The organism is Streptomyces sp. NPDC031210 (genome assembly GCF_055570395.1).
The window spans coordinates 271,304-294,610 of the sequence record NZ_JBVIHH010000009.1 but is presented as its reverse complement, the minus strand read 5'-3'; the positions used below and the strand labels follow the sequence as shown (position 1 = coordinate 294,610).

Annotated in this window: 19 protein-coding genes and 1 pseudogene; 14 read left to right on the top strand and 6 right to left on the bottom strand. The window is 70.1% G+C overall.

The genetic code is table 11. From position 1 onward, the window contains the following. Positions 1-37 precede the first annotated feature (37 nt). The 4 genes from ACZ45Z_RS19190 to ACZ45Z_RS19175 all read left to right on the top strand — a co-directional run bounded on the left by ACZ45Z_RS19190 (position 38) and on the right by ACZ45Z_RS19175 (position 2,189). Positions 38-394: a PRC-barrel domain containing protein gene (locus ACZ45Z_RS19190; protein ID WP_468363466.1), complete on the top strand. Its 357-nt coding sequence runs from the start codon at positions 38-40 to the stop codon at positions 392-394. Positions 395-429: 35 nt separating this feature from the next. After that, a complete protein-coding gene (locus ACZ45Z_RS19185; RefSeq protein ID WP_468363463.1) occupies positions 430-600 on the top strand; it encodes a hypothetical protein in 171 nt (56 codons plus the stop codon). 196 nt (positions 601-796) lie between these two features. Further along, the gene (locus ACZ45Z_RS19180) at positions 797-1,606 is read left to right on the top strand and encodes a leucine-rich repeat domain-containing protein (protein WP_468363460.1); all 810 of its coding nucleotides are present in this window, start codon (positions 797-799) and stop codon (positions 1,604-1,606) included. Between the two features lie 106 nt (positions 1,607-1,712). Continuing rightward, positions 1,713-2,189 carry a hypothetical protein gene (locus ACZ45Z_RS19175; RefSeq protein ID WP_468363457.1) on the top strand — a complete coding sequence of 159 codons (477 nt, stop codon included), beginning with the start codon at positions 1,713-1,715 and terminating at the stop codon, positions 2,187-2,189. Between the two features lie 232 nt (positions 2,190-2,421). Here the strand turns inward: ACZ45Z_RS19175 and ACZ45Z_RS19170 are convergent, their stop codons facing one another. Together ACZ45Z_RS19170 and ACZ45Z_RS19165 are read right to left on the bottom strand one after the other, a co-directional pair. Further along, positions 2,422-3,015: a hypothetical protein gene (locus ACZ45Z_RS19170; protein ID WP_468363454.1), complete on the bottom strand. Its 594-nt coding sequence runs from the start codon at positions 3,013-3,015 to the stop codon at positions 2,422-2,424. Further along, positions 2,937-3,794 carry an AfsR/SARP family transcriptional regulator gene (locus tag ACZ45Z_RS19165; RefSeq protein WP_468363451.1) on the bottom strand — a complete coding sequence of 286 codons (858 nt, stop codon included), beginning with the start codon at positions 3,792-3,794 and terminating at the stop codon, positions 2,937-2,939. The genes ACZ45Z_RS19170 and ACZ45Z_RS19165 overlap by 79 nt, the downstream gene beginning before the upstream one ends. 493 nt (positions 3,795-4,287) lie before the next feature. Between ACZ45Z_RS19165 and ACZ45Z_RS19160 the strand changes: the two genes are divergently transcribed. Then, positions 4,288-4,539, top strand: coding sequence for a hypothetical protein (locus ACZ45Z_RS19160; protein ID WP_468363448.1), 252 nt, complete (start codon positions 4,288-4,290; stop codon positions 4,537-4,539). Between the two features lie 452 nt (positions 4,540-4,991). On the opposite strand, the gene ACZ45Z_RS19155 is transcribed toward ACZ45Z_RS19160, so the two are convergent. The 3 genes from ACZ45Z_RS19155 to ACZ45Z_RS19145 form a co-directional block, all read right to left on the bottom strand. Further along, positions 4,992-5,729 (bottom strand): SOS response-associated peptidase, encoded by a 738-nt coding sequence (locus ACZ45Z_RS19155; RefSeq protein ID WP_468363444.1) that lies wholly within the window; start codon positions 5,727-5,729, stop codon positions 4,992-4,994. 280 nt (positions 5,730-6,009) lie between these two features. Next, entirely contained in the window at positions 6,010-6,783 is a 774-nt protein-coding gene (locus ACZ45Z_RS19150; RefSeq protein WP_468363441.1) for an alpha/beta fold hydrolase, read from the bottom strand. Positions 6,784-7,138: 355 nt separating this feature from the next. Then, positions 7,139-7,396 (bottom strand): helix-turn-helix transcriptional regulator, encoded by a 258-nt coding sequence (locus tag ACZ45Z_RS19145; protein ID WP_468363516.1) that lies wholly within the window; start codon positions 7,394-7,396, stop codon positions 7,139-7,141. Between the two features lie 293 nt (positions 7,397-7,689). Here ACZ45Z_RS19145 and ACZ45Z_RS19140 point away from each other — a divergent pair, with 293 nt between their 5' ends. Both ACZ45Z_RS19140 and ACZ45Z_RS19135 read left to right on the top strand, forming a co-directional pair. Next, positions 7,690-8,109 (top strand): hypothetical protein, encoded by a 420-nt coding sequence (locus ACZ45Z_RS19140; RefSeq protein WP_468363438.1) that lies wholly within the window; start codon positions 7,690-7,692, stop codon positions 8,107-8,109. Between the two features lie 393 nt (positions 8,110-8,502). After that, positions 8,503-8,868 (top strand): recombinase family protein, encoded by a 366-nt coding sequence (locus tag ACZ45Z_RS19135; RefSeq protein WP_468363435.1) that lies wholly within the window; start codon positions 8,503-8,505, stop codon positions 8,866-8,868. Between the two features lie 448 nt (positions 8,869-9,316). Here ACZ45Z_RS19135 and ACZ45Z_RS19130 read toward each other — a convergent pair whose 3' ends face one another. After that, entirely contained in the window at positions 9,317-9,583 is a 267-nt protein-coding gene (locus tag ACZ45Z_RS19130; RefSeq protein ID WP_468363432.1) for a hypothetical protein, read from the bottom strand. Between the two features lie 249 nt (positions 9,584-9,832). Between ACZ45Z_RS19130 and ACZ45Z_RS19125 the strand changes: the two are divergent. The 7 genes and pseudogenes from ACZ45Z_RS19125 to ACZ45Z_RS19095 all read left to right on the top strand — a co-directional run. Continuing rightward, a pseudogene (locus ACZ45Z_RS19125) lies at positions 9,833-10,210 on the top strand (MFS transporter); the annotation flags it as partial. A gap of 564 nt (positions 10,211-10,774) precedes the next feature. Then, entirely contained in the window at positions 10,775-11,797 is a 1,023-nt protein-coding gene (locus tag ACZ45Z_RS19120) for a hypothetical protein (protein WP_468363429.1), read from the top strand. 441 nt (positions 11,798-12,238) lie between these two features. Next, entirely contained in the window at positions 12,239-13,741 is a 1,503-nt protein-coding gene (locus ACZ45Z_RS19115) for an esterase/lipase family protein (RefSeq protein WP_468363427.1), read from the top strand. Positions 13,742-13,767: 26 nt separating this feature from the next. Further along, positions 13,768-14,052 (top strand): hypothetical protein, encoded by a 285-nt coding sequence (locus ACZ45Z_RS19110; protein ID WP_468363424.1) that lies wholly within the window; start codon positions 13,768-13,770, stop codon positions 14,050-14,052. Position 14,053: 1 nt separating this feature from the next. Further along, a complete protein-coding gene (locus tag ACZ45Z_RS19105; protein ID WP_468363421.1) occupies positions 14,054-16,024 on the top strand; it encodes a DUF6603 domain-containing protein in 1,971 nt (656 codons plus the stop codon). Further along, the gene (locus ACZ45Z_RS19100) at positions 16,021-18,882 is read left to right on the top strand and encodes a hypothetical protein (RefSeq protein ID WP_468363419.1); all 2,862 of its coding nucleotides are present in this window, start codon (positions 16,021-16,023) and stop codon (positions 18,880-18,882) included. Before ACZ45Z_RS19105 ends, ACZ45Z_RS19100 begins: the two co-directional genes overlap by 4 nt. Further along, positions 18,879-23,291, top strand: a complete 4,413-nt coding sequence (locus tag ACZ45Z_RS19095) for a hypothetical protein (protein ID WP_468363416.1) — start codon at positions 18,879-18,881, stop codon at positions 23,289-23,291. Before ACZ45Z_RS19100 ends, ACZ45Z_RS19095 begins: the two co-directional genes overlap by 4 nt. Positions 23,292-23,307 lie beyond the last annotated feature (16 nt).

Below are 23,307 nucleotides of genomic sequence, written 5' to 3'. Positions count from 1 at the left end.
CGCACCGGCCCGGATCAACGGCTCAGGAGGACAGGCCATGATCCATGCAGCCGATATCCGTGAATGGCGCAACCACAACGTCGTCGATCCCAAGGGCCACAAGATCGGCGTGCTCGAAGCGATCTATGTGGACACCACCACCGACGAACCGGCCATGGGAACGGTCCGCACCGGACTGCCCACCCGCCAGCAGTTGGCCTTCGTGCCCCTCGACGAGGCGATCCTGGGGCCGGACTACATCAAGGTCTCCTACGCCAAGGCGCTGGTGAAGAAGGCGCCCTCGATCGGCTTGGACGACATTCTGCCCGCCGAGGCAGAGGAAGCGGTTTTCCGGCACTACGACCTGCCGTACGAGCCGGGCGCGGGCGGCGAGAGGCAACTCGCGCGCCGCTGACCGCCCGAGCTCAGTCAGAAGAAGGTGTTCGCGTCATGGCTCTCTTCCTGTTTCTCGTTCTGGTCGCCGTCGCGCTGGGAATCGTCGGAGCGGTGGCAAAAGGGCTGGCCTACCTGCTGATCATCGGCATCGTGGTTCTGCTGGTCGCTGTGGCCGTCGTCGCCGTGCGCGGGTCCCGACGCTCCGGTCGCGGCCCCATCCGATAACGCGGTGAGCTATCGGGTCGCGCGGCGGGTCATCAGTGTGGTCGCCGCCCGTGTGATCAGTGCGTCGCTGTGCGGTGGGAGGCGTTCGTAGTCGCGTCGCGTCGCGTCGCGTCGCGTGGCGTGTCGAGGCCGTCGCGGTTGTCGGGGGCATCATTAAGCACTGGGCCGACCGGATGAAGATCCGTATCGTGGGCCCATGGTGGATGAGGGAGAACCGAGACTCTTCGTGAACCGGTGGGGCGACACATCGCACCCGGCACCGGGGGGCCGCGGTTCCTACCGGGATGAGTGCCTGTGCTTCGACCAGGCCAAGCCGCATCCACGTGCCCGTGTTGGTTTCCACACCGAGCGCCAGGACACCTCGGCCGCTGGGTGGCAACATCTGCTGGAGCTGATCGACGAGGCTGCGGACGACGGGCGGGAGGAGTTCCGTCCCCTGGTTGAACTCAGCGCCGAGGAACGGCGACAGGTCATCACCCTGCCGCCGAGCATCGCCAAACTGACGGCGGTCAAGCGCTTCGTGCTCTACGGCAGCAACCTGGTCCGAATACCGCCCGAGATCGGTGCCATGAGCAGCCTGGAGGAGTTCATCCCCTACACCTCATACCGGCTGCACTGGTTCCCCTACGAAATCACCCGATGCTCCAACCTGGCCCGGAGCACGGTAAGCACCCGCGCACTGTTCGGGAACTACAAGCTCCGTCCTCCCTTCCCCCGCCTTCAGCCCCCGCACGACTCCGCTGCTGATCTCGACCTGACAGGGCTTGATGCCCGGCGCTGGGGAACCACAGTCATCCGAGGGTGCAGTGTCTGCGATCGGCGGATCGAGCAGGGAGGGCTCCACCAAGTGTGGATCTCTCGGCGGGTGGCCACCGATGTCTTGCCTCTCCTGGTCAATGCCTGCTCGGCAGCTTGCGTTTCCGCCCTTCCCGCCGGTGCCGAGGACTACGTGCAGTTGCCGCACAAGGGCGGCAAGGTCAACCAGCCACCGTCCGACTGGGACTGATCTCGCTCAAGTGCGCGCCGACTTGGCGGCGCACGGCTCCGCTGTACTTTCCGCCGAATCGCACGGCCATAGAGTGAGCTCCTCGACGAGCCGGCGGGGGTACGCCATGGAAATCACCGTCCAGTGGATACGGACGTCCTGGACGAAGGAGTCACGGGGAGGGGAGGCCGCCTCGCGCAGGAACGCGGCTCCGGTCGGGTTTTCTCTCCCTCATGCGGAGGCCGCCTCCTCCGCACACGTGATTCGCATGCATGAGCGACACGACTTCGAGCCGCATGAGACGCAGGAAGACCTCGCCAAAGTCGATGTCCAGCTCCGTGAAGCCGACGGACGACTGCGGGTTTTCCCCCGGGTGAGGCCCTTGTTCGCCCTGCCGCCCCGGCCGCGACGGCCCCCGGCAGTGCGACTTGTCCCCGGCCAGTGGGTGCGCTGGCAGCTCAACTATCGCTTCAGCAGCATGGCAGGGATACGGGACTGGTCGTACTGGCTGGACACGTTCAACATCGCCTACGGACCGGTGAAGGCCGATGTGTTCTTGTCCAGGCCCACCGTGTTCGTCGACGAGCAAGGGCCGGTTCGATGATCACGTCCTCAACATCAACCAGGTTCCAGATGACGCTACGGCGCCGGCACCAACCCGTTGCTCGTCTTCACGAAATGTGTGCCTGATCCGTCTGGGAACAGCTTTTGTCTGCGGGTTCAGGAGGGGTTCGGGGGGAGTTCGGGAGGCACTTGGTGATCAACTGCCTCCCCACTGTGGAAGAGAAATGACGGCAGTCCTGGGTCTGGTCATCGATGATCAGGGGCAGCTCTTGCTATGCGGCTGCTGGGGCTGACGGGCGCTGAACGTCCAGGACGACCGCCGTTCCAGCGACGGTCCGGTCCTCGTGCATGGTGATTACTTGACCGGGCTGAAGGTGCTGCCAGTTCGACGGGGACAGCGGGGCGAGACGCACCGTGGCTCGCCCGCCAGGCCCCATGAAGGGCGCGAACTCCACCCAAACGCCGGCGATGCAGAGGTCCGGCTCGCCTGTCGGGGTTCGACGCCCGATGTTCCACAGTGGTCGAAGGACGCCGGCTCCCGGAAGGGGTGTCTGTCGGCGGGCCTCGTGGGCAGGTCTGAGGGTGAGGTCGGCTCGGATGATGCCGTGCTGGATTTCGTAGCACCGCCAGTGACACCAGGCCGCGCTTCTCTCCAGGCTCATCTGCTCGGCGGCGGTGGCGAGGGCCTGCCAGAAACTGAGCGGAAGCGGGTGGACGTCACTGAGTTCCTCCAGCAGATCGAGAGCCACTTCCCACTCGTCGTGGGTGAGGTACTCCCAGACGTCGTTCACCGTGACGTCGTTCTCGGTGGCAATCCCTTCCGGGACCAGCAGTGAAGCCGCTTCCAGCAGCCTGAGGACATCCATGCCACGATTGTGGTCTTCTCTTCACGCTCGGTCAGAGCCTGGTACCGGAGTTCGGCGCTGTGGCGGTCCAGTTCCGTGTAGGCGGGCACCACCCGCCCGGACCGCCGGGTGGTGGCGTGTGGGCCGAGGGGGGAGCACGCCACTCGCTCTCGTAACGGGAACTCGGCAACGAGCGCCGCCAGTTCGGCCACCACCTCTGTGTGCCGTCCAAGCTCCAGATCCGCTTCGATCCGCTCCTCCGTCACCGTGGCGCGCCAGTCGGTGAGCCGGTCACGCTCCCCGTCCAGATAGAGACTCGACACATTCGCCAGGACCGGTCCGCGCCACAGCTTCAACGCCTCGTGCAGATGAGTGGCGGCTTGCTCCAGGTCCCCTTCGGCCCGAGCGGCGCGACCCCGGGCGACCCGCCCTTTGAAGGTCTCCAGATCGAGCCCGTCCGGTGTGACGGTGAGCGTGTAGCCGCCGTCGGACCACCGCAACGTCTCCGACCGGGCCCACGGCTGCCGCCCGGGATCCAGTACCTGTCGCAGACCGGAGACGTACTTCTGGAGCTGATTGACGGCATATACGGGTGCGGGCTCACCCCAAACGGCCTGGATCAGCCTTCCCCTGCCGACGAGTTGGTTGGAGTGGAGGAGCAGCACCGCCGCGACGGCGCATCTCCGCGGGCTCCCCAGATCCAGTGGCCTGTCTCCGCGCCAGGCGCGTATCGGCCCGAACAACTCGAAGCGCAGCGGATGCAGCGGTTCCAGCGGTTCCCGAGCGGGCTCGTCCCCCATGCGGCACCTCTCCCTCCCGTGAACCCGGCCACCTGTGTGTGTACATAGCGTGTGTCCACCCGTACCAGTGCCTCGCCCAGAGCTTCGTCCAGCGAAACGCCCAAACGAATCATCCAGAGTAGCGAGGGCGGCACGGGGGGACGAACAGCGACTGCCCCGGGCGGTGTCTCGGGGGTTCCCGGGGCAGTCGCGAGGGGCGGCCAGAGGGTCGCGATCCCCGGTGGTGCCAACGGCCGGCAGAACGCCAGGGACGGGCCGCCGCCAAACCCACGACGCACGTCTCCAGACAGGCCTCCAGACAAGCATCCAGACAAGCATCCAGACAAGCATCCAATGGAAGGACAGCATCATGCGGACCGCACGATTCTTCGCGTTCGGCAGCGCTGCGACCGCTCTTGTTTTCACAGCGGCGGTACCGGCCTCTGCCGGCGACGCGCCCACAGGGGCAAGCGGGCGAGCCCCGACCGTCCAAAGCGCTCACAGGCTCGGCGAGATGGACGTACTCCAGTCCGTCGACCGGGTCAATCTGGACGACTGCGTGAAGATCAAGACCAACTTCTCCGGTTTCACCGACCACCTGTACATCACCAACAGGTGCAAGAAGGCCAGGAACGTGAAGGTCATCCTGTCGCAGCACAGTGACTTCAATTGCCAGAGGATCAAGCCGGATTGGAAGTACACCTTCTCCTGGGCCTATCCCGGAAAGATCGACAAGGTGAAGGGCGGTTGTAAGCGGGGTCACTGACCGCGCCGTCCGTTCGGCCACCGGCCACCCACGGGGGACGCCCGCTGCCTGGCGTGGCATCGGTTACTCCGTTCGCCGCACACGAGGGGCAACGTCCCTGGCTTCCGCGCGCCATGGAGAACGCACGCAGTTCACGCGTCCGGGGGTGCCGTTGAGACCGCATGGCCGCTCGTATGGCGAGGTCACGTCGCGACGCGCCCGTCAGCCGCATAGCGTCAGTGCCAGAGCCTGCCTCCGATGGGCGGGACGAGGCCGGAGCGCACTGTCCTTCGCACGTCGGTGCGCTCCGGCCGCCCATCACCTCTGCCCAACGCCTCCGCACGCCGCCGCACCGCACGTCTCCACCGTGCGGAACCGCTCAGGCCGACAACGCGGCGAGTGCTCTGCCGGATGGACGGTGGCGCGGCCGGCGTCAACGGCGATTGCGGGCGTGGTGTGGGGCGTTGTCGCCTTCACTCGGCAGGTGCGTCGTCCAAGAGGTGCGGGCCGTTGTTGCGGACGTCGTTGACCGCTGTGGAGACCGCCCGGGCGTTGAGATGGCCGTCGGCGGGGGTGGTCAGGAGGGCGCGCAGCTCGTCGGGATCGTGGTGAGTCGGATCGAGCCAGGCGTCGTAGTGGGCGGGGGTGAGGGCCAGCGGCATGCGGGGGTGGATCCGGCCCGCCGCGTCGGTGGCCTCGGTGGTGAGGACGGTGCAGGTCGTCCACCAGGCCGCCGGGTCGTCGTCCTCGGCCACGGCGGGGTCGCGCCAGAACTCGTACAGTCCCGCCATCGCCATGACCTGGCCGTCCTCGGCACTGATGAAATACGGCTGCTTGCGGGGCTTCGCCCTCCCGCCCCCGGGCAGCGGCTGCCACTCGTAAAAGCCATCGGCGGGCAACAGGCAGCGTCGCTTGACGAAGGCGCGACGGTAGGCCGGCTTCTCGTGCACCGTCTCCATCCGCGCATTGATCATCTTCGCGCCGACGTTCACGCTCTTCGCCCAGGAGGGCACCAGTCCCCAGCGCAACGGCCGTAGCTGCCGCTGGACCTCGCCGGTCGCTCGGTCGGGGCGCTCCAGCACCGCCCAGACGTCGTCGGTGGGGGCGACGTTCCAGCTCGGCGCCAGGACCTGCTCCGGGTTCCACCGGCTGACGTGGAAGAGACCGGCCAGGTCCCCCGGACTACGGGTGGCAACGTATCGACCGCACATGACACCACCCTGCCACCACACCTCAATGGTGACGCCCCCACGCCACGCGACCTTCGTCGACGTCGGACGGCTGCCGGCCCCTCCCACCGGGATGGTCCGTTGGCAGCGAACGTGTACTGACTGCCACCGCATGGGACCAGCCCGTGGCTCGCGACATCGCACACGGATCACCGGGCCCATGCCCACGGGACGACCAGTGACTGGCGGGGATGCCGCTCCGGCGGTCCGCTGGGTATTGAGGGCCTGTTCCCAGACCCGACGACACCAGCGCGGGACGGATTCAGGGGGCGGGGGCGCGGCGGATGGCGGCGATGGTGGGCACCGGTTCCCGGGTGAGGAAGTCGAGGACCAGGTGGTTCACCAGCTCGGGCTTTTCCTGGGTGAGGAAGTGGGAAGTGCCGGGGACGATGGCGAGTTCCGCGTTGGGCAGTGCCTCGAACATCTCGACCATGTGCGTCAGCGTCACCAGGTCGTCGTCGGCGAACATCACCAGGGTGCGCGCGGCGACCGCACCCAGTTGCGATGCCTGAAGGTCGGGTTCCTTCGCCGCCATGTCGCCGATCTTCGTGGCGACGACCTTGAAGTGCTCCTCACCGTCCGGTGATACCTCGCCGTAGGCCGGACCGAGGAACTGGGCGATCGCGTCGACGTCCCACTCCGCCCCCGCCGGCTCCGCCGAACCGGACTTGTTGAAGCCTCCGCTGATCAGCACCAGTCGCTTGACCAGTTCCGGCCGCTGCATCGCGACGAGCATCGCGGTGAACGCCCCGTCACTGTGCCCGACCAGGTCGGCCGGCTCGCCGACCACCGTCTCCAGGAAGGCGATCGTGTCGTCGGCCATGAGTTGATAGGTGATCGGCCCCGCCACGTCCGGCGTGTGCCCGTGTCCGCGACGCTCGGGCGTGTAGACGTGGAAGTGCTCGGCCAGCGGTTTGAGGTTCGGCTCGAAGAACCGGGCGTCCACCAGGCCACCGTGCATCAGCACCAGCGGTTCGCCCTTGCCATCCTCGCCGTACCAGGTCTTTACGTCACCGAGCTGAACGTACGCACCCATCGTTGTTTCCCCTCGTCTTCTGCCTCGGCTGCCAGGCGGGCGCAGATATGGATTGGATTTGTGTACGTCGTCCACATGCGGAAGGTGTGGTGCCCCACGCCTTCTGGGTGATCTTGGGGCAGTCTAGGCGACAGAAGTGGATGCTGTCCACATTGGAGGAGTGGTGACGGCGCGTACGCCGTCAGAGCAGAAGCGGGGGACGTCTACCGACGCGGCGATCTGTCGCCTGCCTGGCAACCGGCACCGGCTACCAATTACCAGCGACCGACTACCAGCCAACGACTACCGGCGACCAACTACCGGCTACCGACGTGGATTCGCCTGGCGAGATCGATGTGACCAGTCACCCGGTCCGCTAGCGGGGCTGATGTGTTCCTGGAGTGTGCCCGAGGGTGCGGCGGAAAACGTCGATGAACGCGTTGGCGGACGACCAACCGCACCTGTGTGCCACGGTGGTCACCGGAGTGTTCTCAGCCAGCAGGATCAAGGCGTGGTACAGGCGCAGTTGGGTGCGCCACTGCGGGAAGGTCATGCCGAGATCGGCCTTGGGGAGGCGGGCGAGCGAGGCTCGTGGCCGGCCCGTCCCGCGGGCTGGACCCGCCCAAAGTTCGATACGCACGGCGGTGCACTTCGCCCCTTTTCCCCGTCAGATGGCCTCTGTTGCTGTCGCCTCGTCCGACCAGAGGAGCGCACTCCGGAGCGAACCCGGCGCATGATCGGGCGCGGACTGGGGCGGAGGGGTTCAACAGGCGGGGTCGACCGACGACGTTTCAGCAACACGAGGAGGGGAGCCACCTACTCGTACGAGGGAACTTCATCGCTGGAACCTCCGGCGGAAGGCGGACGGGGTACAGCGTTAGTACGCCTGACCAGGCGTAACGGACCCCAGCGAAGGGAAGAACGGACATGGCCAGCGTGGGTGAGGACCTTAAGAATCTTGTGGGAGACGGGGAGGGGAACGAGAGCACCGAGGAGTGGTCGGTTGCCGACATCCAGGCCGCGTCCAAGTTCCTGAGCTGGCTGGCCGGCGAAACCGGTGACGAGGACGGCACTCAGATGATCACCGCGCAGATGATCGCTCAGAAGCTCCTCAAGGAGGGCCCTCAGATTGTCAGCGCGCAGGAGGCGTTCGGACTCCCCGGAGTCCCCGCCTTCGGCGGTTCCGGCGGCCAGGACGGCCTCACCCGTGACGCCCAGCAGTCCAAGGACAAGTACAACGCCGCGGTGAAGAACGCTCCCTTCGAGAAGGGGGTCCAGGGAGTCTTCAACACCATCGGGAAGGTACTGACGACTGTCGGCAAGACGATCTATCAAGTCAGCTGGTAGAGGGCGGCGGGAACGTCGGCGGCGGGCCGCCAGACCCGCTCGCCGACGGTTCGCAGGCACGGCAAGACAGGGACCCGGCAGTCGCCCGAATTTCAAGATCATCTGCCGCGGAACTCTCTTTGCCTGGGACGTGCCCCAGGAGTTCCGCGGTGCTGGTGCGGGCGAATTTTGTGACCCATCCGCGGCAGGGCCTGGCCGGCCTCCAGTCCCGGACCGGGACGGCCTGTCGCCAACGATCGTTTGCCGACAGGGGGCCGACGCGTCCAATGAACCCGTGCGAGCCGGGGATTCGCGGCGGCGCGAATCCCATCAGATCCGATGGTGATTGCTGACAGGGGTTTGACGACAGGTAGGGTCCGACCTTCCGTACGGAAGGGGCCCTCGGCGGCGAATTTGGTCTACAAGCGGGTCTCGACCGACCAGCAGTCGACCGCCCGGCAGAACCTCGTCCTTCACGAGGCCGGGATCGAGGACCCGGTCGTCTTCGAGGAGGACCCGGGCACCTCCAGCCGCCTCCACCCCCTTCAGCGCCCGAAGTTCCGCGAACTGCTGACGTACGCGCGGCCGGGCGACACCGTGCACATCTCCGAGATGTTCCGTGTCGTACGCGGCACCGGTCACATCCTTGACGTGCTCGACGTCTTCCACCGCGAGCAGGTGGCACTGCGCATCCACGACGGCGCGTTCTCCGCGATGGACTTCACCACCCACCACCCACCACCCGCCCCCCGCGCACCGGCGAGCTGCTGTCCACCGTGAAGTTCATGGTGCAGACCCTCGCCGCCGCCGACGAACTCCAGCGCGACCTCCAGCGGAACCGACCTACGACGGACTGCGCGCGACCGGGGCCAAGGGCAGCGGTCACTCTCGACATGCCCGGCAAGGTCGCCGACTTCCTCCGCTCGGCCGACCTGGATCCCGCCGAGCCGGCCGCGCTCGACCAGGGGGCAACCGTTCGGCGCGGCCAGGGCTACACCCTGCGCGTGGCCGCTATCCCCGCTGTGCACCGTCAGCTCCTCGTCCGCTGCCGGCCCCTCGACGGCAGCCAGGGCACTACGGCTGTCCCGCCCAGCGCAAGGCCCGCCGCGAATACGAGAACCGGGTCAGCGCCCTCGCGGCCGCCCGGGCCATGATCGTTCTCAGCACCAACGACTGTACCGATGTTCCCCGATGCCGGATGCGGTAGCCGCCGCGGGTCTCTGGCGGCCTAGATGTCCTCGACGAGGTTATTGGCTCGGGCCTTCTTGGCGGCTTCTGCCTCCAAGAAGCCGCCGCCAATTACGCTCCCCACGTCGCTCTTTGCCACGTCCCCATGCTGTGTGGCTTCCTCACCGAGCGTCCCCTCTCCTGAGACCCATCTCGACGCGAGGTCTTGTTGCTTGCTCAGCGGCAATCCCTGCACCTTGGCCTTGTTCTCTGGGCTGAGCAGGTCCAGAAATGGTTGCAGCATCTCTTTGCCCACGTCTTCCAGCATGGAGTCTCCTGTTTTCCTGAGCCCACCGCCGTGTCGGCTTGTGGGGTGGCACCGACGATGTTCGACGACGTCACAACCGATCCCCGGGGTCGGGGTGGGGTATGCCCGTGGCCTGGCGTATCCACCCCATCGGCTGGAAGCGCGCCTGGCCCGTTGAGCAGTCGACAGGAGCCCGCTACTGACCCCCTTTACCGGCCTCGGGAAATCGCCTGCCGTAACCAACCGGTTTGGAAGGGCGCCAGGATCTGAGTCGCCGAGCGCGCCTACAGCTACGCCGCGGTTTCAGGCATCGTGCTCGCCGCGTCGTTGCTCTCCTCGGTGGCGCAACCGGTGTTCGGCGCGCTCACCGACCGCTGGGCGATGCCCTGGCTCCTGCCGGTGAGTACGGTCCTCGGCGGACTGGGTATCGGCCTGAGCGGCCTGAGTGGTTCCTACGCTCTGACGCTGGTGTTCGTGGCGGTGTCCGGCGTCGGCGTCGCCGCCTACTATCCCGAGTCCGCCCGCGTTGCGCGGCTCGTCAGCGAGGGCGACCACACCGCGATGGGCTGGTTCTCCCGCGGCGGCAATCGCGGCTTCGCCGCCGCGCCGCTCATGGTCACCGCCGTCGTCGCCTCCGGCGGTCTGCGCTCGCGGCAGACCGGAGACGACACGGGTGCCGAACTCTCTCCCGCGCGCGATCCCCGCTGACCAAACTCGCGGCCTTCGTTGGACCCAGCACTGCCTGTCCCGCGGTTTCCCAAGTTCCACGTTGTCGCTGGTATTTGGGGGACGGTCGGGTCCGCCGGCTTCCGCCTCGCCTGGGCACGCGTGCTCTTGTTGGACGGTTGGGCGGCGAACTCCCCGCCGCTTGGACGGCGAACTCGCCACCACCGGACCCAAGGAGCTCTGCCACCGGCTGCTACACGTTGCCGCCCCCTCGCCCTTTTAGTAGACGCCTCAATTTCTTCCGTGGATAGTGGAGGCATCAAGTAAAGGGGACCCGCTGTCTGGTGGCAGTGGGGAACAGTGCGTCTGTCTCGCTGGACGCTCCCCCTCTCTCTGGCCAGGTGTGATTCATTGGGCGTTTCGAGGCTCCTCGTGAACGGTGAGGCCGGGCACCGTCTAGGCCACCGCTTCCAGTAGTGCGTTGTTGCGGACCCTGGCAGACTGGAAAAAGGGATGCCTCGTAAGCCCGCACAGCGGGAGGGCGCCATGCCTGCATCCGACGACATGATCGCCGTCAAAGCGTCCCTTGAGGCGGTGATATTCAACCTGGACGGAGTGACGGGCCTCGACATAGGCATGCGTGACGAGGAATCCCTCGACCCCGACGACCTGGCGGTCCGCGTTTTCGTTCAGGACGCCTCCCAAATACCCCAGGAAATCAACGACATGCTCGGGCTGTCGCCCGTCCCGGCGGTCGTCCTGCAACGGAGGTTCGAGCCTACGGCCACGCTTCCGGACATCGACCCGCACCGACCGGTGGCCGGGGGGACCTCGGTCGGCGCCGCCCGCTTCGCCACCAGCCCGTCAGGTTTCCCCGCCGGGACGCTCGGTGCCATCGGGCAGAGCACGCGAACCCCCACCCCCATCACGGTGGGGCTGTCCAACCACCATGTCCTCGCGGTCGACGCCAACCGCAACTTCGGCCAAGACATCATCCAGCCGGAGCCGGGCGTCCTCGGCCGGTTCCCGGGCGACCGGATAGGCAGCCTTGTCAGTTGGGATTACCCGGAAAGCGTCTTCTCCGGCACGGCCGATGCGGCGATCTGCTCGATCGAACTGGACGCGGCCGCGGAGATCCTCGACATCGGCGCGGTCGCCGGGACGGCGTCGGAATTCCCCGGAATGCTGGTACGTAAGCGCGGGAGGACCACCGGTCTTACCTTCGGCATCGTCACCACCGACAACAGCCACCCCTCGGCGCGCGGCATCTACATGTCCACGTGCACGCACCTCCCGCCGGTGAACAATCCCGGTACCGGGCAGCCCACGCTCATGCGCCAACTGACCGGCCAGTTCCAGGTGAAGGTCGATTTCCCGCAGTCGATCTTCTTCTCGGACCAGGGTGATTCCGGCTCCGTGGTCCTGGACGGCGATAACAACATCGTCGGACTGCTCCACGGCAGCGGATATGTCGACAACGACGGGTCCCTTGGCCCCGCGCGTTTCGCGGTGGTGACCCCCATAGGCGTCGTCGAGCAGAATCTGGGTATCGCGATGTCGAGTGGGTGATGAGGAGCCGGCATGGTGGCGCCTCGGTCTTGCCGGCTGGTGCCATGAGTTTCTCCTCGGTCGGCCGGCCTTGCGGGGAGTGAACTGACGGAATGGCGGCGTTGTCTCCGCGTTCCGACGGCCTTGCGGAAGCGCCTTGCGGAAGCGCTTTCCGCAGCACCGCGGCGGTGACAATTCCGTGCGAGCACGCTGCGGTGACAATTCCCGGCCGTACAACCCCGGTTGGCCAAGTCTGTGTGGCGGGCATAGAGTGGAATGCGTAGCGAAACCTGCTCTGCCGAAGCCGCGCCCGACTCGTCGGGCCGGGCTTTGATGAGAGGGGCCGTCATGGCTGGCGGGTCGCGCTTTCCCGCTTTCGGCGGTTACTTCTTGAACATCCTTATCGACCACCCGGGCGCCTGCCTACCGGACGTCGGGGAGTGCTGAGTTCCGGAGGCGACGATGCCTGCTCAGGAGATGCTCCCGATCGTGTACGTGCGGGGTTTCGCCGGCGACACCCGCGGGATCGACAAGGCCGTGGTGGACCCGTTCTACGGTTTCAACGAGGGGTCGACGCACATCCGCGTCAGCGCGGGAAACAGGCCGAGCTTCTACCAGTTCGAGAGCCCGCTGTTGCGGCTGCTCCTCGATGAGGGGTATGAGATCCGCGTCCAGGGCGGCCAGGAGGCATACCTCGACTCCCATGAGAAGGTCCCGCCCAACACCGTCTGGGTGCACCGCTTCTATGACGCGTCCGCGAGCAGTTGGGGTGAGAGCCCGAAGGAGTACCGGCTGGAGGACGCCGCCGCCGGTCTGCTGGAGCTGATCGAGAAGGTCCGCCGGAAGGCCGACGCACCGCGGGTGCACCTGGTGGCGCACTCGATGGGCGGCCTGATCTGCCGCTGCCTGCTGCAGAAGGTCCTGCCCGAGCGCGGTGAGGACCCGACGAACTACGTGGACAAGCTGTTCACCTACGGCACCCCGCACGGCGGCATCACCTTCGAACGGGGCCTGGGGCTGCTGGAGCGGCTGCGTGACGCGACCGGCGTGAACGGCGCCGACATCTTCGGTCCGCGGCGGATGTACGAGTACCTGACCCCGGCCGACCGCCAGGATCCGGACGGCCCGTCCGACGACTGGGACGCCCGGCTCATGCCGGACGGCTTTCCCCCGGAGCGCGTGTTCTGCCTGGTCGGCACCAACCCGGCCGACTACGACGTCGCGTTCGGCCTGTCGGCGGCGGTGGTGGGAGCCCGCAGCGACGGGCTGGTGCAGATCGAGAACGCCTATGTCCCCGGTGCCCACCGCGCGTACGTCCACCGCTCCCACAGCGGCACCTACGGGCTGGTCAACTCCGAGGAGGGGTACCAGAACCTGCGCCGCTTCCTCTTCGGTGACCTGCGGGTGGACGCGACGCTCGCCGGGCACCGGCTGCCGGACGACGACGGGGTGGACTGGCAGGCCGAGGTGCGGCTGTCGGTGCGCGGCCTGCCGATCGTGATGCACGAGCAGGTGGCCGCCCATTGGTGCCCCGTCCAACTGCCGCGCACCCGGGCGGACGGCGGCGCCGAGCCGGACGTCGCCCTGATGACCACTTTCCTGTGCAGCAGACTGGCCCCGAACGAGGGCGCCGGTCCGATGCGCCACGCCCTGCACCTGCGGGTCCTGTCGCTGCGCCGTCGCGACGGCTTCCTCAACTTCGGCGACCACCTGGAGCAGGCGGCCGACCTGGACGACATCCTGATCGTCGACGTCAGCACCGACCCGGCCGCCCCGGGCATGTGGGCCGTATGGAACACCGCCGTCCCGGGTGCCATCCGGGACTACACGCCGAGCGGCCCGCCGCTGGGCGACATGGACCCCGCCGCCGGGCGTTGGCGCGCCGAGATCCCGTTGCCGCAGAGCATCAGCCCGGTCCTGGGCACGGGCGCCCACATCGCCCTCACGGTCACCCCGTGGCACTGACCGGACCGACGACCCCAGGAGCCACCATGCCGCGGAGCAGCAGCCCCCTCCCCTTCGATGCCGACGGCGGATCCGGGCCGTCCGACTCGGCCAAGGGCCGGCACGCGGGGTACGCCGCCGCGATCAGTTCGCCCGAGGAGCGGCCGCCGACGCCGGCCGCGGCCGCCCGGGAGGCGATCCCGGCGCGGCCGAGCCGGGTACCGCACTTCGTGGCGCTGGTGCGCTACGAGCCCGCCGGCGACCACGATTTCCGGGACCTGCTGCCGCTGGACGGCAAGCTGCCGCCCACGGCCGACAAGGGTGAGGTGTGACATGAGTGGTCTGCCGGGACTGGACCTGGGACAACTGGCGAACCAGAACCTCCCCGAGAAGCTGGAGATCGACCTTCCGCTGCCGCCGGTGCGGCTGCGCGGGCAGCTCGACCGCAAGGGCCTCACCGAGCTGTCGGGGGTGCTCAGCGCGGCGATGCCGGTCACGACGGTGACCGCCTTCGGGCAGGTCTCGCTGAATCAGCCCGGCGGCCCCGCCTTCATCGTGCTGATGGGCGCCACGTTCCCCGACCCGGGGCTGCAGATCGGCCTCGGCTTCGCGGTGAGCGGCGTCGGCGGCGTGGTGGGGGTGAACAAGCGGGTCGACCGGGACACGCTGATCGCCTGCATCGCGGACGGTACGGCGGGCGAGCTGCTTTTCCCTCCCGACCCGGTGAAGGCGGCGCTGCGGGTCATCCCGCGGCTGGCGACGCTGTTCCCCACCGCGCCGGGGCGCCTCGTGGTAGGTCCGATGTTCCGGATCTCCTGGGGCGGGCGGATGGTGAGTCTGTCGGCCGCGGTGGTAGCCGAGCTGCCGGATCCCGTGCGGTTGTCGGTCCTGGGTGTGCTGCGGGTGATGGTGCCGGATCCGGCGGTACCGCTCATCGAGCTGAAGGCGACGTTCGCGGGGCAGTACGACAGCGCCGAGCCGAGCGTGTTTTTGATGGCGAGCTTGACCGGCTCGCGGATGGCGGGCATTCCGCTGGACGGCGACGTGCTGGTGCTCAGCCGCGGCGGGAGCGACCCGGTGTTCGTGCTCAGCGCCGGCGGTTTCCACCCGGCGTTCCCCGTCCCGCGCGGGGTGCCCGCGCTGCGCCGCCTGGCGATGAACCTCTCGCCGGTGCCATGGCTCCAATTGCGCTGCCAAGCCTATTTCGCGGTGACCAGCAACACCGTCCAGTTCGGTGCGCAGTTGTTCTTGGTCGCCGAGGTCGCGGACTGCGGACTGCGCGGCCAGTTCGGCCTCGACGTACTGATCCACTTCCAGCCGTCGATGTCTTTCACCGCCAACCTGCGTGGGTCGTTGTCGGTGGAGGTGTTCGGCGAGACGCTGCTGGGCATCGCCTTCGATCTGACGCTGGAGGGCCCCGCCCCCTGGCGCGCGGCCGGGCGCGGCAGCATCGATCTCTTCCTGTTCAGCGCCTCGTTCTCCTTCGACGAGCGCTGGGGCAGCCCGCCGCCCCCGCTCCCCGCGGCACCCGTTGACCTCGGTGGCGAGCTGAGCAAGGCGTTCGCGCAGCGGTCGGCGTGGAGCGTGCTGCCGCCGTCGGGCGCGGAGCGGTCGCCGGTGCGGCTGTCGCCGTCGGCCAACGCCAAGCTCGCCGCGGGGGAGCGGGTCCACCCGCACGGCCGGTTGGCGGCCCGGCAGCACGTGCTGCCGTTCGGCGTGGACGTCCAGCGCTTCGGACACCGTGTGGTCGACCCGCCGCAGCGCTGGGATGTCGCCGCGGCCACGCTCGGAGAGGACAACGCCCGCGGTGGGGCCGTCCGGGACACCTTCGCTCCGGGCCAGTTCCTGGACCTGACCGAAGAGGAGCAGTTGAGCAGCCCGTCCTTCGAGTCCTACCGCTCGGGCATTCAGTACGTTTCCGACACCTCCGGTCCCGACGAGACCGCCTTCGTCGCCACCCGCCTGGGGTGGGAGACCAAGGTCGTCCAGGACCCGGTGCCGATGCGGCCCATCAAGTCGCTTCGCCGGGCCCGGGCACACACGGATGCCGAGCTCGTGGCGGCCGCCGGCTCGATCCGCGACGCCCACTGGTGGCCGGCCGCCCGGGCGACCGTGCGGGTGGCCGCGGAACAACCCGTCATGGCGGTGTCCACCTGGTCGATGGCCCAACTCGCGGCCCCCGTCGCCGGGTTCGCCCCCGCCGCGGGCGCCGACGGTCAGGTGCCCGGAGCGGAGCTGCGCAGGGCGCTGGCCGGCCGCTCGGGACTGCGCGTGGTCGAGGCGTGGGAGGTGCGGCCGCGGTGAGTGACGACGACCTGGAGTTCGCCCCGTACGTGCAGAGCTCGATCGGTGCGGCGATCCGCGGCACCACCCCGAACCTGCCTGCCGACCTGGCACCGAAGCTGGTCCTCTCCGGGCCGGGACGGACGCTGCCCGTCGAGCCCTCCGGCCTGCGGATGCTCGGCCCGGAAGGGGTCGTGGGCCTGGACACCCGGCACATCGTGCGCGTGGAGCCGGCCCCCGGCAGCGTGGACGTCGAGCCCAACTACCTGGCCTGTGTGGAGTTCGACGCGCCCGAGCTGCCCTGGCTGTTCACCCCGGCCCGGGCCGCCGACGGCCGGCTGCGCCCCTGGCTGGTGCTGATCGTGGTCGAACGCGCCGACCACAGCGTCCAGGCCGGGCACCCGCTGCCCTTCATCGACGTCGAACTCGCCCTCCTGCCACCGCTGGAGGAGTCCTGGCAGTGGGCGCACCTGCAACGGCCCGCCGGGCAGCGCGCACCGCTCATCTCGCGGTTGCTGTGCCCCCGCAGGCTCGCGCCCGACACCGACTACCTGGCCTGCCTGGTGCCCGCCTTCCAGGGCGGCCGGGCCGCCGGGCTGAGCGGCGGCCTCACCGACATCGACCAGCACGGCGACGCCTGGCCGTTCCCGGGCCAGGACGTCTTCCGGCTCCCGGTCTACCACCACTGGGGGTTCCGCACCGGCGCCGAAGGCGACTTCGAGCAGTTGGCGACCGCCGTGGTCCCGCTGCGCGACACCGAGTTCGGGCTGCTGGGCGGGCGGACCGTCGACATCACCCGGCCCTGGCCACACGGCGAACCGCTCGCCTCCGGCGACCCCGCCGGCGGCCGGCAGACCATCACCGTCCAGGGCGTTCTGACGCTGTTCGCACCGCCGCCCGGCACCGCCACCGAGGCCGCCCTCGCGGACTTCGCCGGCCGGGTCGCCGCGCACATCAGCCGCGGCACCGAGGAGGCGCTGGCACCGCCCCTGTACGGCGGCCACCCGGTGGCCCGCGACACGATCGAGGCGGATGAGAGCGGCTGGCCGGCCGACCTCAACCTGGACCCGGAGAACCGGATCGCGGCCGCGCTGGGGGCCGGGTGGGTACGGGACAACCAGGAGTTCCTCATGGCCAGGGCCTGGGAACAGGTCGGCGCCGTCCGAGAGGCCAACCGCAAGCGCCTGCAGACCGCGTTCTGCACCGAGGTCAGCGGTTCCCTGCACCGCCGCGACCTGCAGACCCTCGCCCCCGGCGAACTCATCGGGCTGGCCGCGCCGGTTCGCGACCGGGTCCGCACCGAGAGCGGACTGCCGTTGCAGACCGAGGTCGCGGTCAGCCCCGCCCCCACCGCCCTCGCCACCCCCGCACTCCAGCGGTTGCTGCGCCGCCGCGGACCGGTGGCCCGTCGCGCCGGGCTGGACGGCGCCGGCTTTGCCCGGCGCAGCCTCAGTGGCGGGCTGCTGCCCCCGCTGCCGGTGCCGATGGTGACCAAGCCGGTGATGTCGCAGGCTGTGGTGGGGGAGGAGAGCGACCCGCTGGCGGCCCGGGTGGGCGGCGCACTGCGCTCCTCGGACACCGCGCGGACCACCGGAATGCTGCGGACGCTGGCCGCGCTGGCCCCGGCCGCCCTCGCCAACGGCTTCACGGCGCAGGGCGAGGCGCTCACCGCGGTGCTCGCCCCCGCCGTGAGCCGGATGGCCGGGGGTGTGGCCGGATTCGCCGCGGGCGGCATGGACGCGGCCGGTCTGCTCGCGGCAGAGCAACTGTTCGACGCCGAGTCGGTGGCCCCGCTCGTCGCCGAACTCGCCGCCGCGCTGGCCGCCCCGCCGGAGGGCTTCGCCATGGTGCTGCCCGAGCCCGACACGATGCTGATCGGGCAGGACACGATGGGCGACGACGCCGGCAGCCGACTGCTCGAATTCGGCGTGCCCGTCGACCCCGACGGTATGGGCGAGCGGCTGGTCCGGGCGCTCGATCCCGGTCCGCTGCTCGCGGCCCGGCTCGCGGACGCCGTCACCGTGCCGGCCCAGTCCCTGGTCGCTCTGCCCGAGACCACCGTCGACCCTGTGATGGTCGGCCCCGAATTCCCGGCCCCGATGGCGCTCGCCTTGAAGGAGAGCGCCCCTGACTGGTTCCTGCCCGGCTCCGCCGCGATCCCCGACGATCGGGCGGTGCTGCTCACGGCCAACGCGCCGTTCATCTCCGCGTTCATGGTCGGCGCCAACGACGAGCTGAACCGTGAGATGCGCTGGCGCGAGTACCCCACGGATCTCCGCGGCAGCCCGTTCACCCACTTCTGGCCGCGCCCGGACGGCCTCGCCGACATCCCGCCGGTGCACGGCTGGGACCAAGACGGCGCGCTGGGCAGCCACCTCACCCTCGACGCGGGCGGCCTGGACGTCCTGCTGATCCGCGGACGCCTCGTACACCGCTATCCCGGCCTGGTGGTGGCCGCCGTACCGGCCGCATCGGTCCGCAAGCCCGACCTCGCCCCGGAGACCTGGGTGACCCCCCGCATGGTCCTCAGCCTGGACGAGCGGACCTGTGCGTACGCCTTCGAGCTGCCCGCCGGCGAGAAGATCCACGACTGGTGGATCGTGCTGGCCGAGAACGGCCGGCGCCTGCGCTTCGGTTACGACACCGCGCCCGGCACCGGCGGGGGCATGCGGACCTGGGACGACCTCAATTGGGAGCGCGTCCAGGCCGGCCGGTTCGCCTCGCTCGGTCGGATGCCGCAGCCCGAGCCGGAGGAGGAGCGCGCCAACCCCCAGACCATCGGGCGGGCGTGGAACTCGGCCGACGTGGCCCGGGTCACCCTCCAGCGGCCGTTCCGCCTGCTCCGCTCCGCCCGCAGCCTGATGGGAGCCCCCCGGTGATCGAGGAAACCGCCCGCGCCCACCGCGAGATCAGCGACGCCCGGATCGGCTTGGACTGGTCCCGGTCCACACTGGCCGGCTACGACAAGCGGATCCTCGCCGGTGAGCCCGGCCTGGAAGCCGAGCTCCTCAACGCCCGCCAAGAGGCCGACGCCGCCGCGACCCGCTACCAGCAGGCTCGCGAGGCGTACCGCGAACTGGCCGCCGCCGAACCGCCGCTGTGGTCCGACGGCGGCTTTGACCCGCTGCTCCTGCTGCCGCTGCGCCTGGAGACGGTCTACCGCGGACTCGACGGCCCCGAGCCGCACCTGTGGATCCGTGCCTTCCCCGACGAGATCCACGTCGACTCCCACGAGCGCGCCCTCACCCCCGCGGAACGCACTGCCACCGAGACCTACTGGCGCGAGGTCTGGGCCGCCGGGCCGAATGCCGAGCGTCGGGCCGCGGCCTGGAACCGCCTGACCGCCGCCGTCGGAGCCGGACGCGCCGCCTGGGCCGTCAAGGCGCTCCACCCGGCCGATGAGCCGCCGGCGAACGAGACCCCGCCCGACGCCGCCCCACCGGACCCGCGGCCGTGGGCCGCCGAGCCACCGCGGCGCGAGGGCACCTGGACCCGGGCCGCACACAGCTACTCCCTGCCGGACCGGCTGGTCTTCTCCGGCTACGAGACCCCCGGCGACGGACAACTCGGGCTGGTCTGGCGCCAGGAGGGCGAGCCGATCGCCGACCTACTGGACGTCGGGCCGAGCCCCGAGGCACCGGTGCCGCCCCGCTGGCTCACGGACTTCGACGAGGCCGTCCGGGTCGGCATGGGAGTCCGTGTGCCGCTGTCCGGGCTGCGCACCGACTTCACGTTGGTCACCGTCACCGGCGTACGCGGCGGTTCCTCGGCGCACACCGCGGAACTGCTCGGCAACCTGCTGGAGGCACACCGCTGCACCGACGGCCTCGCGGTGCTGCCCACCGGTACCCCCACCAACAACACCACCGCCACCCGCTCGGCCTGGCGCCCGCGCACCGCGCCGCCCGCACCGGAGCGCACCGCCGAACAGCGGGCCGCCTTCGCCGCCGGCAGCACACAGGCCGCGGCCCGGGCCGCGGCCGCCCTCGGGCCGGGCGCCGGGGCGGTGCTCGCCGAGGTCGCCGACGGGCTCGACGAGGACGACCACGAGCTGCTGCTGCGCCTGCACGCCGCGGCCGGTGCGTTCGCCGCCACCTCCACCAACTGGAAGAACTTCGACGGCACCGCTCACCCCGACCTGAAGTTCCTGGTCTCCCACTACATCCGGCACGTGCGCGCCCGGGGCCAGTTGCCGACCCTGAGGGTGGGCCGCCAGCCGTACGGTCTGCTGCCCACCACCTCGCTCGACCTGTGGCACGGTACCGAGGTCGACCTGCGCATCCTCAACCACATCTCCGGCTTCCGGACGCTCGTCGAGTCGCAGGCCTTCCGCTCACCGGGGGTGGGCGCGGGCGGGGACGCGGACCAGGTGATCAACGACCTGCTGCACCGTCTGCCGTCCTCCAAGCGGTTGCGCTTCGTCCTCCAGACGCCCAACGACCCGCCGTTCCTGCCGCCGCCCGACACCCCCACCGGATCTGTCCCGCACCGCAGCGGCTTCACCTGGGCGGAACCGCCCGACCTGGAAGGGTCGCCGCCGCTGGAGTTCCAGCTCGACCAGGAGCCGACCCCGGAAATCCGGCGGCTCGCCGAGGCCAGGCCGGCGCGGACACTGTGGTCCTTCTGGCAGGACGCCGTGCCTCTGATGTTCGCCAACCAGGGGATTCCCCAGGAACTCCTGGCCCGCCTGCTGGAACTCAACCCGTCCTTCCAGGGAATCGGCACCGGCCGGATCGGCTTCTTCTACCACTACGCCGCCAACGTGATGTACATGCACCGTGAGTGGATGCGCCGTCAGCTCGCCAACGGCGGCGCGCCGCAGGGCGGCATCCGGCTGGACGGCGGCGACCTGAGCGCGGCGCCCGGTTTCGTCCCCCAGGTCTACGACTGGGCGTGCCTGGCCTTCGAGCAGCTCGCGGAGGTCGAGGACCGGGCCGGCGGCGACCTGCCCCGCGCCGAGCGCCTGCTCTGCGAGGTGTTGGACACCCAGACTCACCGGCTGGACGCCTGGATGACCTCCGTCGCCTCCGCCCGCCTGGCCAAAACCCGCCGCGCCCGACCGGACGGCACCCACCTCGGCGCCTACGGCTGGCTGACCGATCTCCACCCGGGCCCGCGGTCGCTGCCCCCGCCGGAACCCCTCCCCGACGAGCCGCCGGAGCCGCCGGAGCCGCCGGACGACGGCACCTCCGAGCCGCAGACCAACGACGGTTACCTCCTCGCCCCGTCGCTGCACCACGCCACCACCGCCGCCGTGTTGCGGTCCGGCTGGCTCAGCCACACCGACCGCCAGGCTTTCGGCATCAATCTCACCGCGGCCCGGGTCCGCCGGGCGCTCGCCGTCGTCGACGGCATCCGTTCCGGCCAGAGCCTCGGCGCGCTGCTCGGCTACCGTCTCGAACGCGCCCTGCACGACGCCGGACTGGACCGGCTCATCGCACCGTTCCGTACCAGCTACCCGACCCCCCACCTGGTCGACCCCGGCGCTCCCGACAGCGACCAGGCCCGCACCGCGCTCGCCGCCCGGGACGTGGTCGACGGCCAGGCCCTGCTCGACGACTGGCTCGCCCACGGCCGCCAGCTCCAGGACATCATCGCCGACCTCCCGGCCGACGCCGTGCCGCTGCTCGAGACGGCCACCCCGCTGGTGGCCGACCTGGAGGCCACCGTCGACGCGGTCGGCGACCTGCTGCTGGCCGAGAGCGTGCACCACTTGGTGGCCGGCAGTCCGCTGCGCGCCGCCGCCGCTGCCGACGGGATCGCCCGCGGCGACCACCTCCCGCAGGACTTCGAAGTGATTCGCACACCGCGGACCGCCCTCGCGCTGACCTACCGCCTGGGCGTGCTGGCACCGACCCAGGACATCCCCGGCTGGGACCGCTCCCGCCCGCTCGCCGCCCTCGAACCGGCCCTTGAGCGCTGGTGCGAGGCGCGCCTGGGCGACCCGTCCGGCTGGCGCTTCGACTTCGGCGACCTCGCGGCGCCCCTCACCCTGGCCGACCTCGGCGTCTGCGCCCTCGACGTGGTGCTCGGCGCCGGTCCGCCCGGCGCCGGGGACACCGACCCCGCCCGGCAGGACACCGCGCTGGCCCGCCGCCTGCTGCGGCACGCCGCCGCCCGCGCCGCAGGTGCGTCCGCCCCGGCTGTCACCGAGGCCGGCGCCGCCCGCTTCGCCGAACTGCGGCTGCTGTGCAACGCGCTGGCGGGCGTCCTGTCCTCGGCCCGGCCGCTGCTCACCTCCCACCTCGATCAGGACGAGGGCGACGACTGGGCGGGCGCCGACCTGGCCGGGCTCGCCGAGCGAGTCGCGGCCTGGCACGCCGCGGTGACCACCGCGATGGCGACCCTGGTCGAACAGGTGAAGGTCCTGCCCGACCTGGCGGACGCCGTCTCCCAGACCCTGGACTCGCTCGCGGACCTCGGAGTGGCCTCCGCCTACAGCCTCGGCCCGCCGACGGACGAGGCCGGCATCGCGGCGCTGCGTGAACAGGCCGGTGCGGTCCTCGACCGCTTCGGCGCCGCACCGCTCGCCCCGCTGCCCGGCCCGCCGCCACAGGAACCCACCCAGGTGCTGGAGTGGGTGACCGCGCTCGGCGCCGCGGTGTCCTCCGCGCTCGCCGGAACGCTGCCGGTGCTCCCCGAGTTGCGACTGGCCGGCACGCCGGCCGGCGACGCGCTCACCGCTCCGCGGCCGGAGGGCGCGGGCGAGGAGGAGGTCACCGACTGGCTGCTGGAGATGGAACGGGTCCGGCCCGCCGTCCGTTCCCTGACCGACGCCTTGACCGCCGCCGAGGTGCTGGCCGGCACACCGCCCTGCGATGCGGCCGTCACCCAACTGCCCACCGACCAGCCGTGGATCGCGCTCGGCCGGGCCCCCGTGCCGTCCCGGACCGGCCCTGCCGCCCGCCACAGCGCCCTGCTGCGTACGGACGGCGCTCCGGACCCGGACCGGGTCGCCGGGATGCTGGTGGACTCCTGGAGCGAAACAGTCCCCGAACCCGCGGCCGAAGCCCCCGCCGGACCCGGCGACGACGGGGCCCGCCCGGCCAAGGAGGAGATGGGGGGCCTGGCCTTCCACTACAACCAGCCGGACGCCCGCGCCCCGCAGGCCCTGCTGCTCGCGCTGCCGCCCGACCCCCTGCGCGGCTGGCGCATGGAGGACGTGCACGCCGTTGTCGAGGAGACCTTCGCCCTCGCCCGGGTGCGCGGCATGGACCTGAACGACTTCACCGAACTGCGCGGACTGCTGCCCGTGCAATGGACCACCCCGCCGCAGAGCCTGACGTGACCGGCGCGGCGACCGC

What these genes read in the sequence shown, in the direction of transcription:
- ACZ45Z_RS19130 (WP_468363432.1), bottom strand. Translation starts at nt 9,583, where the DNA reads ATGCTGGAAGACGTGGGCAAAGAGATGCTGCAACCATTTCTGGACCTG.
- ACZ45Z_RS19120 (WP_468363429.1), top strand. Translation starts at nt 10,775, where the DNA reads ATGCCTGCATCCGACGACATGATCGCCGTCAAAGCGTCCCTTGAGGCG.
- ACZ45Z_RS19155 (WP_468363444.1), bottom strand. Translation starts at nt 5,729, where the DNA reads ATGTGCGGTCGATACGTTGCCACCCGTAGTCCGGGGGACCTGGCCGGT.
- ACZ45Z_RS19175 (WP_468363457.1), top strand. Translation starts at nt 1,713, where the DNA reads ATGGAAATCACCGTCCAGTGGATACGGACGTCCTGGACGAAGGAGTCA.
- ACZ45Z_RS19180 (WP_468363460.1), top strand. Translation starts at nt 797, where the DNA reads ATGGTGGATGAGGGAGAACCGAGACTCTTCGTGAACCGGTGGGGCGAC.
- ACZ45Z_RS19140 (WP_468363438.1), top strand. Translation starts at nt 7,690, where the DNA reads ATGGCCAGCGTGGGTGAGGACCTTAAGAATCTTGTGGGAGACGGGGAG.
- ACZ45Z_RS19110 (WP_468363424.1), top strand. Translation starts at nt 13,768, where the DNA reads ATGCCGCGGAGCAGCAGCCCCCTCCCCTTCGATGCCGACGGCGGATCC.
- ACZ45Z_RS19170 (WP_468363454.1), bottom strand. Translation starts at nt 3,015, where the DNA reads ATGGATGTCCTCAGGCTGCTGGAAGCGGCTTCACTGCTGGTCCCGGAA.
- ACZ45Z_RS19165 (WP_468363451.1), bottom strand. Translation starts at nt 3,794, where the DNA reads ATGGGGGACGAGCCCGCTCGGGAACCGCTGGAACCGCTGCATCCGCTG.
- ACZ45Z_RS19190 (WP_468363466.1), top strand. Translation starts at nt 38, where the DNA reads ATGATCCATGCAGCCGATATCCGTGAATGGCGCAACCACAACGTCGTC.
- ACZ45Z_RS19150 (WP_468363441.1), bottom strand. Translation starts at nt 6,783, where the DNA reads ATGGGTGCGTACGTTCAGCTCGGTGACGTAAAGACCTGGTACGGCGAG.
- ACZ45Z_RS19185 (WP_468363463.1), top strand. Translation starts at nt 430, where the DNA reads ATGGCTCTCTTCCTGTTTCTCGTTCTGGTCGCCGTCGCGCTGGGAATC.
- ACZ45Z_RS19105 (WP_468363421.1), top strand. Translation starts at nt 14,054, where the DNA reads ATGAGTGGTCTGCCGGGACTGGACCTGGGACAACTGGCGAACCAGAAC.
- ACZ45Z_RS19115 (WP_468363427.1), top strand. Translation starts at nt 12,239, where the DNA reads ATGCCTGCTCAGGAGATGCTCCCGATCGTGTACGTGCGGGGTTTCGCC.
- ACZ45Z_RS19160 (WP_468363448.1), top strand. Translation starts at nt 4,288, where the DNA reads ATGGACGTACTCCAGTCCGTCGACCGGGTCAATCTGGACGACTGCGTG.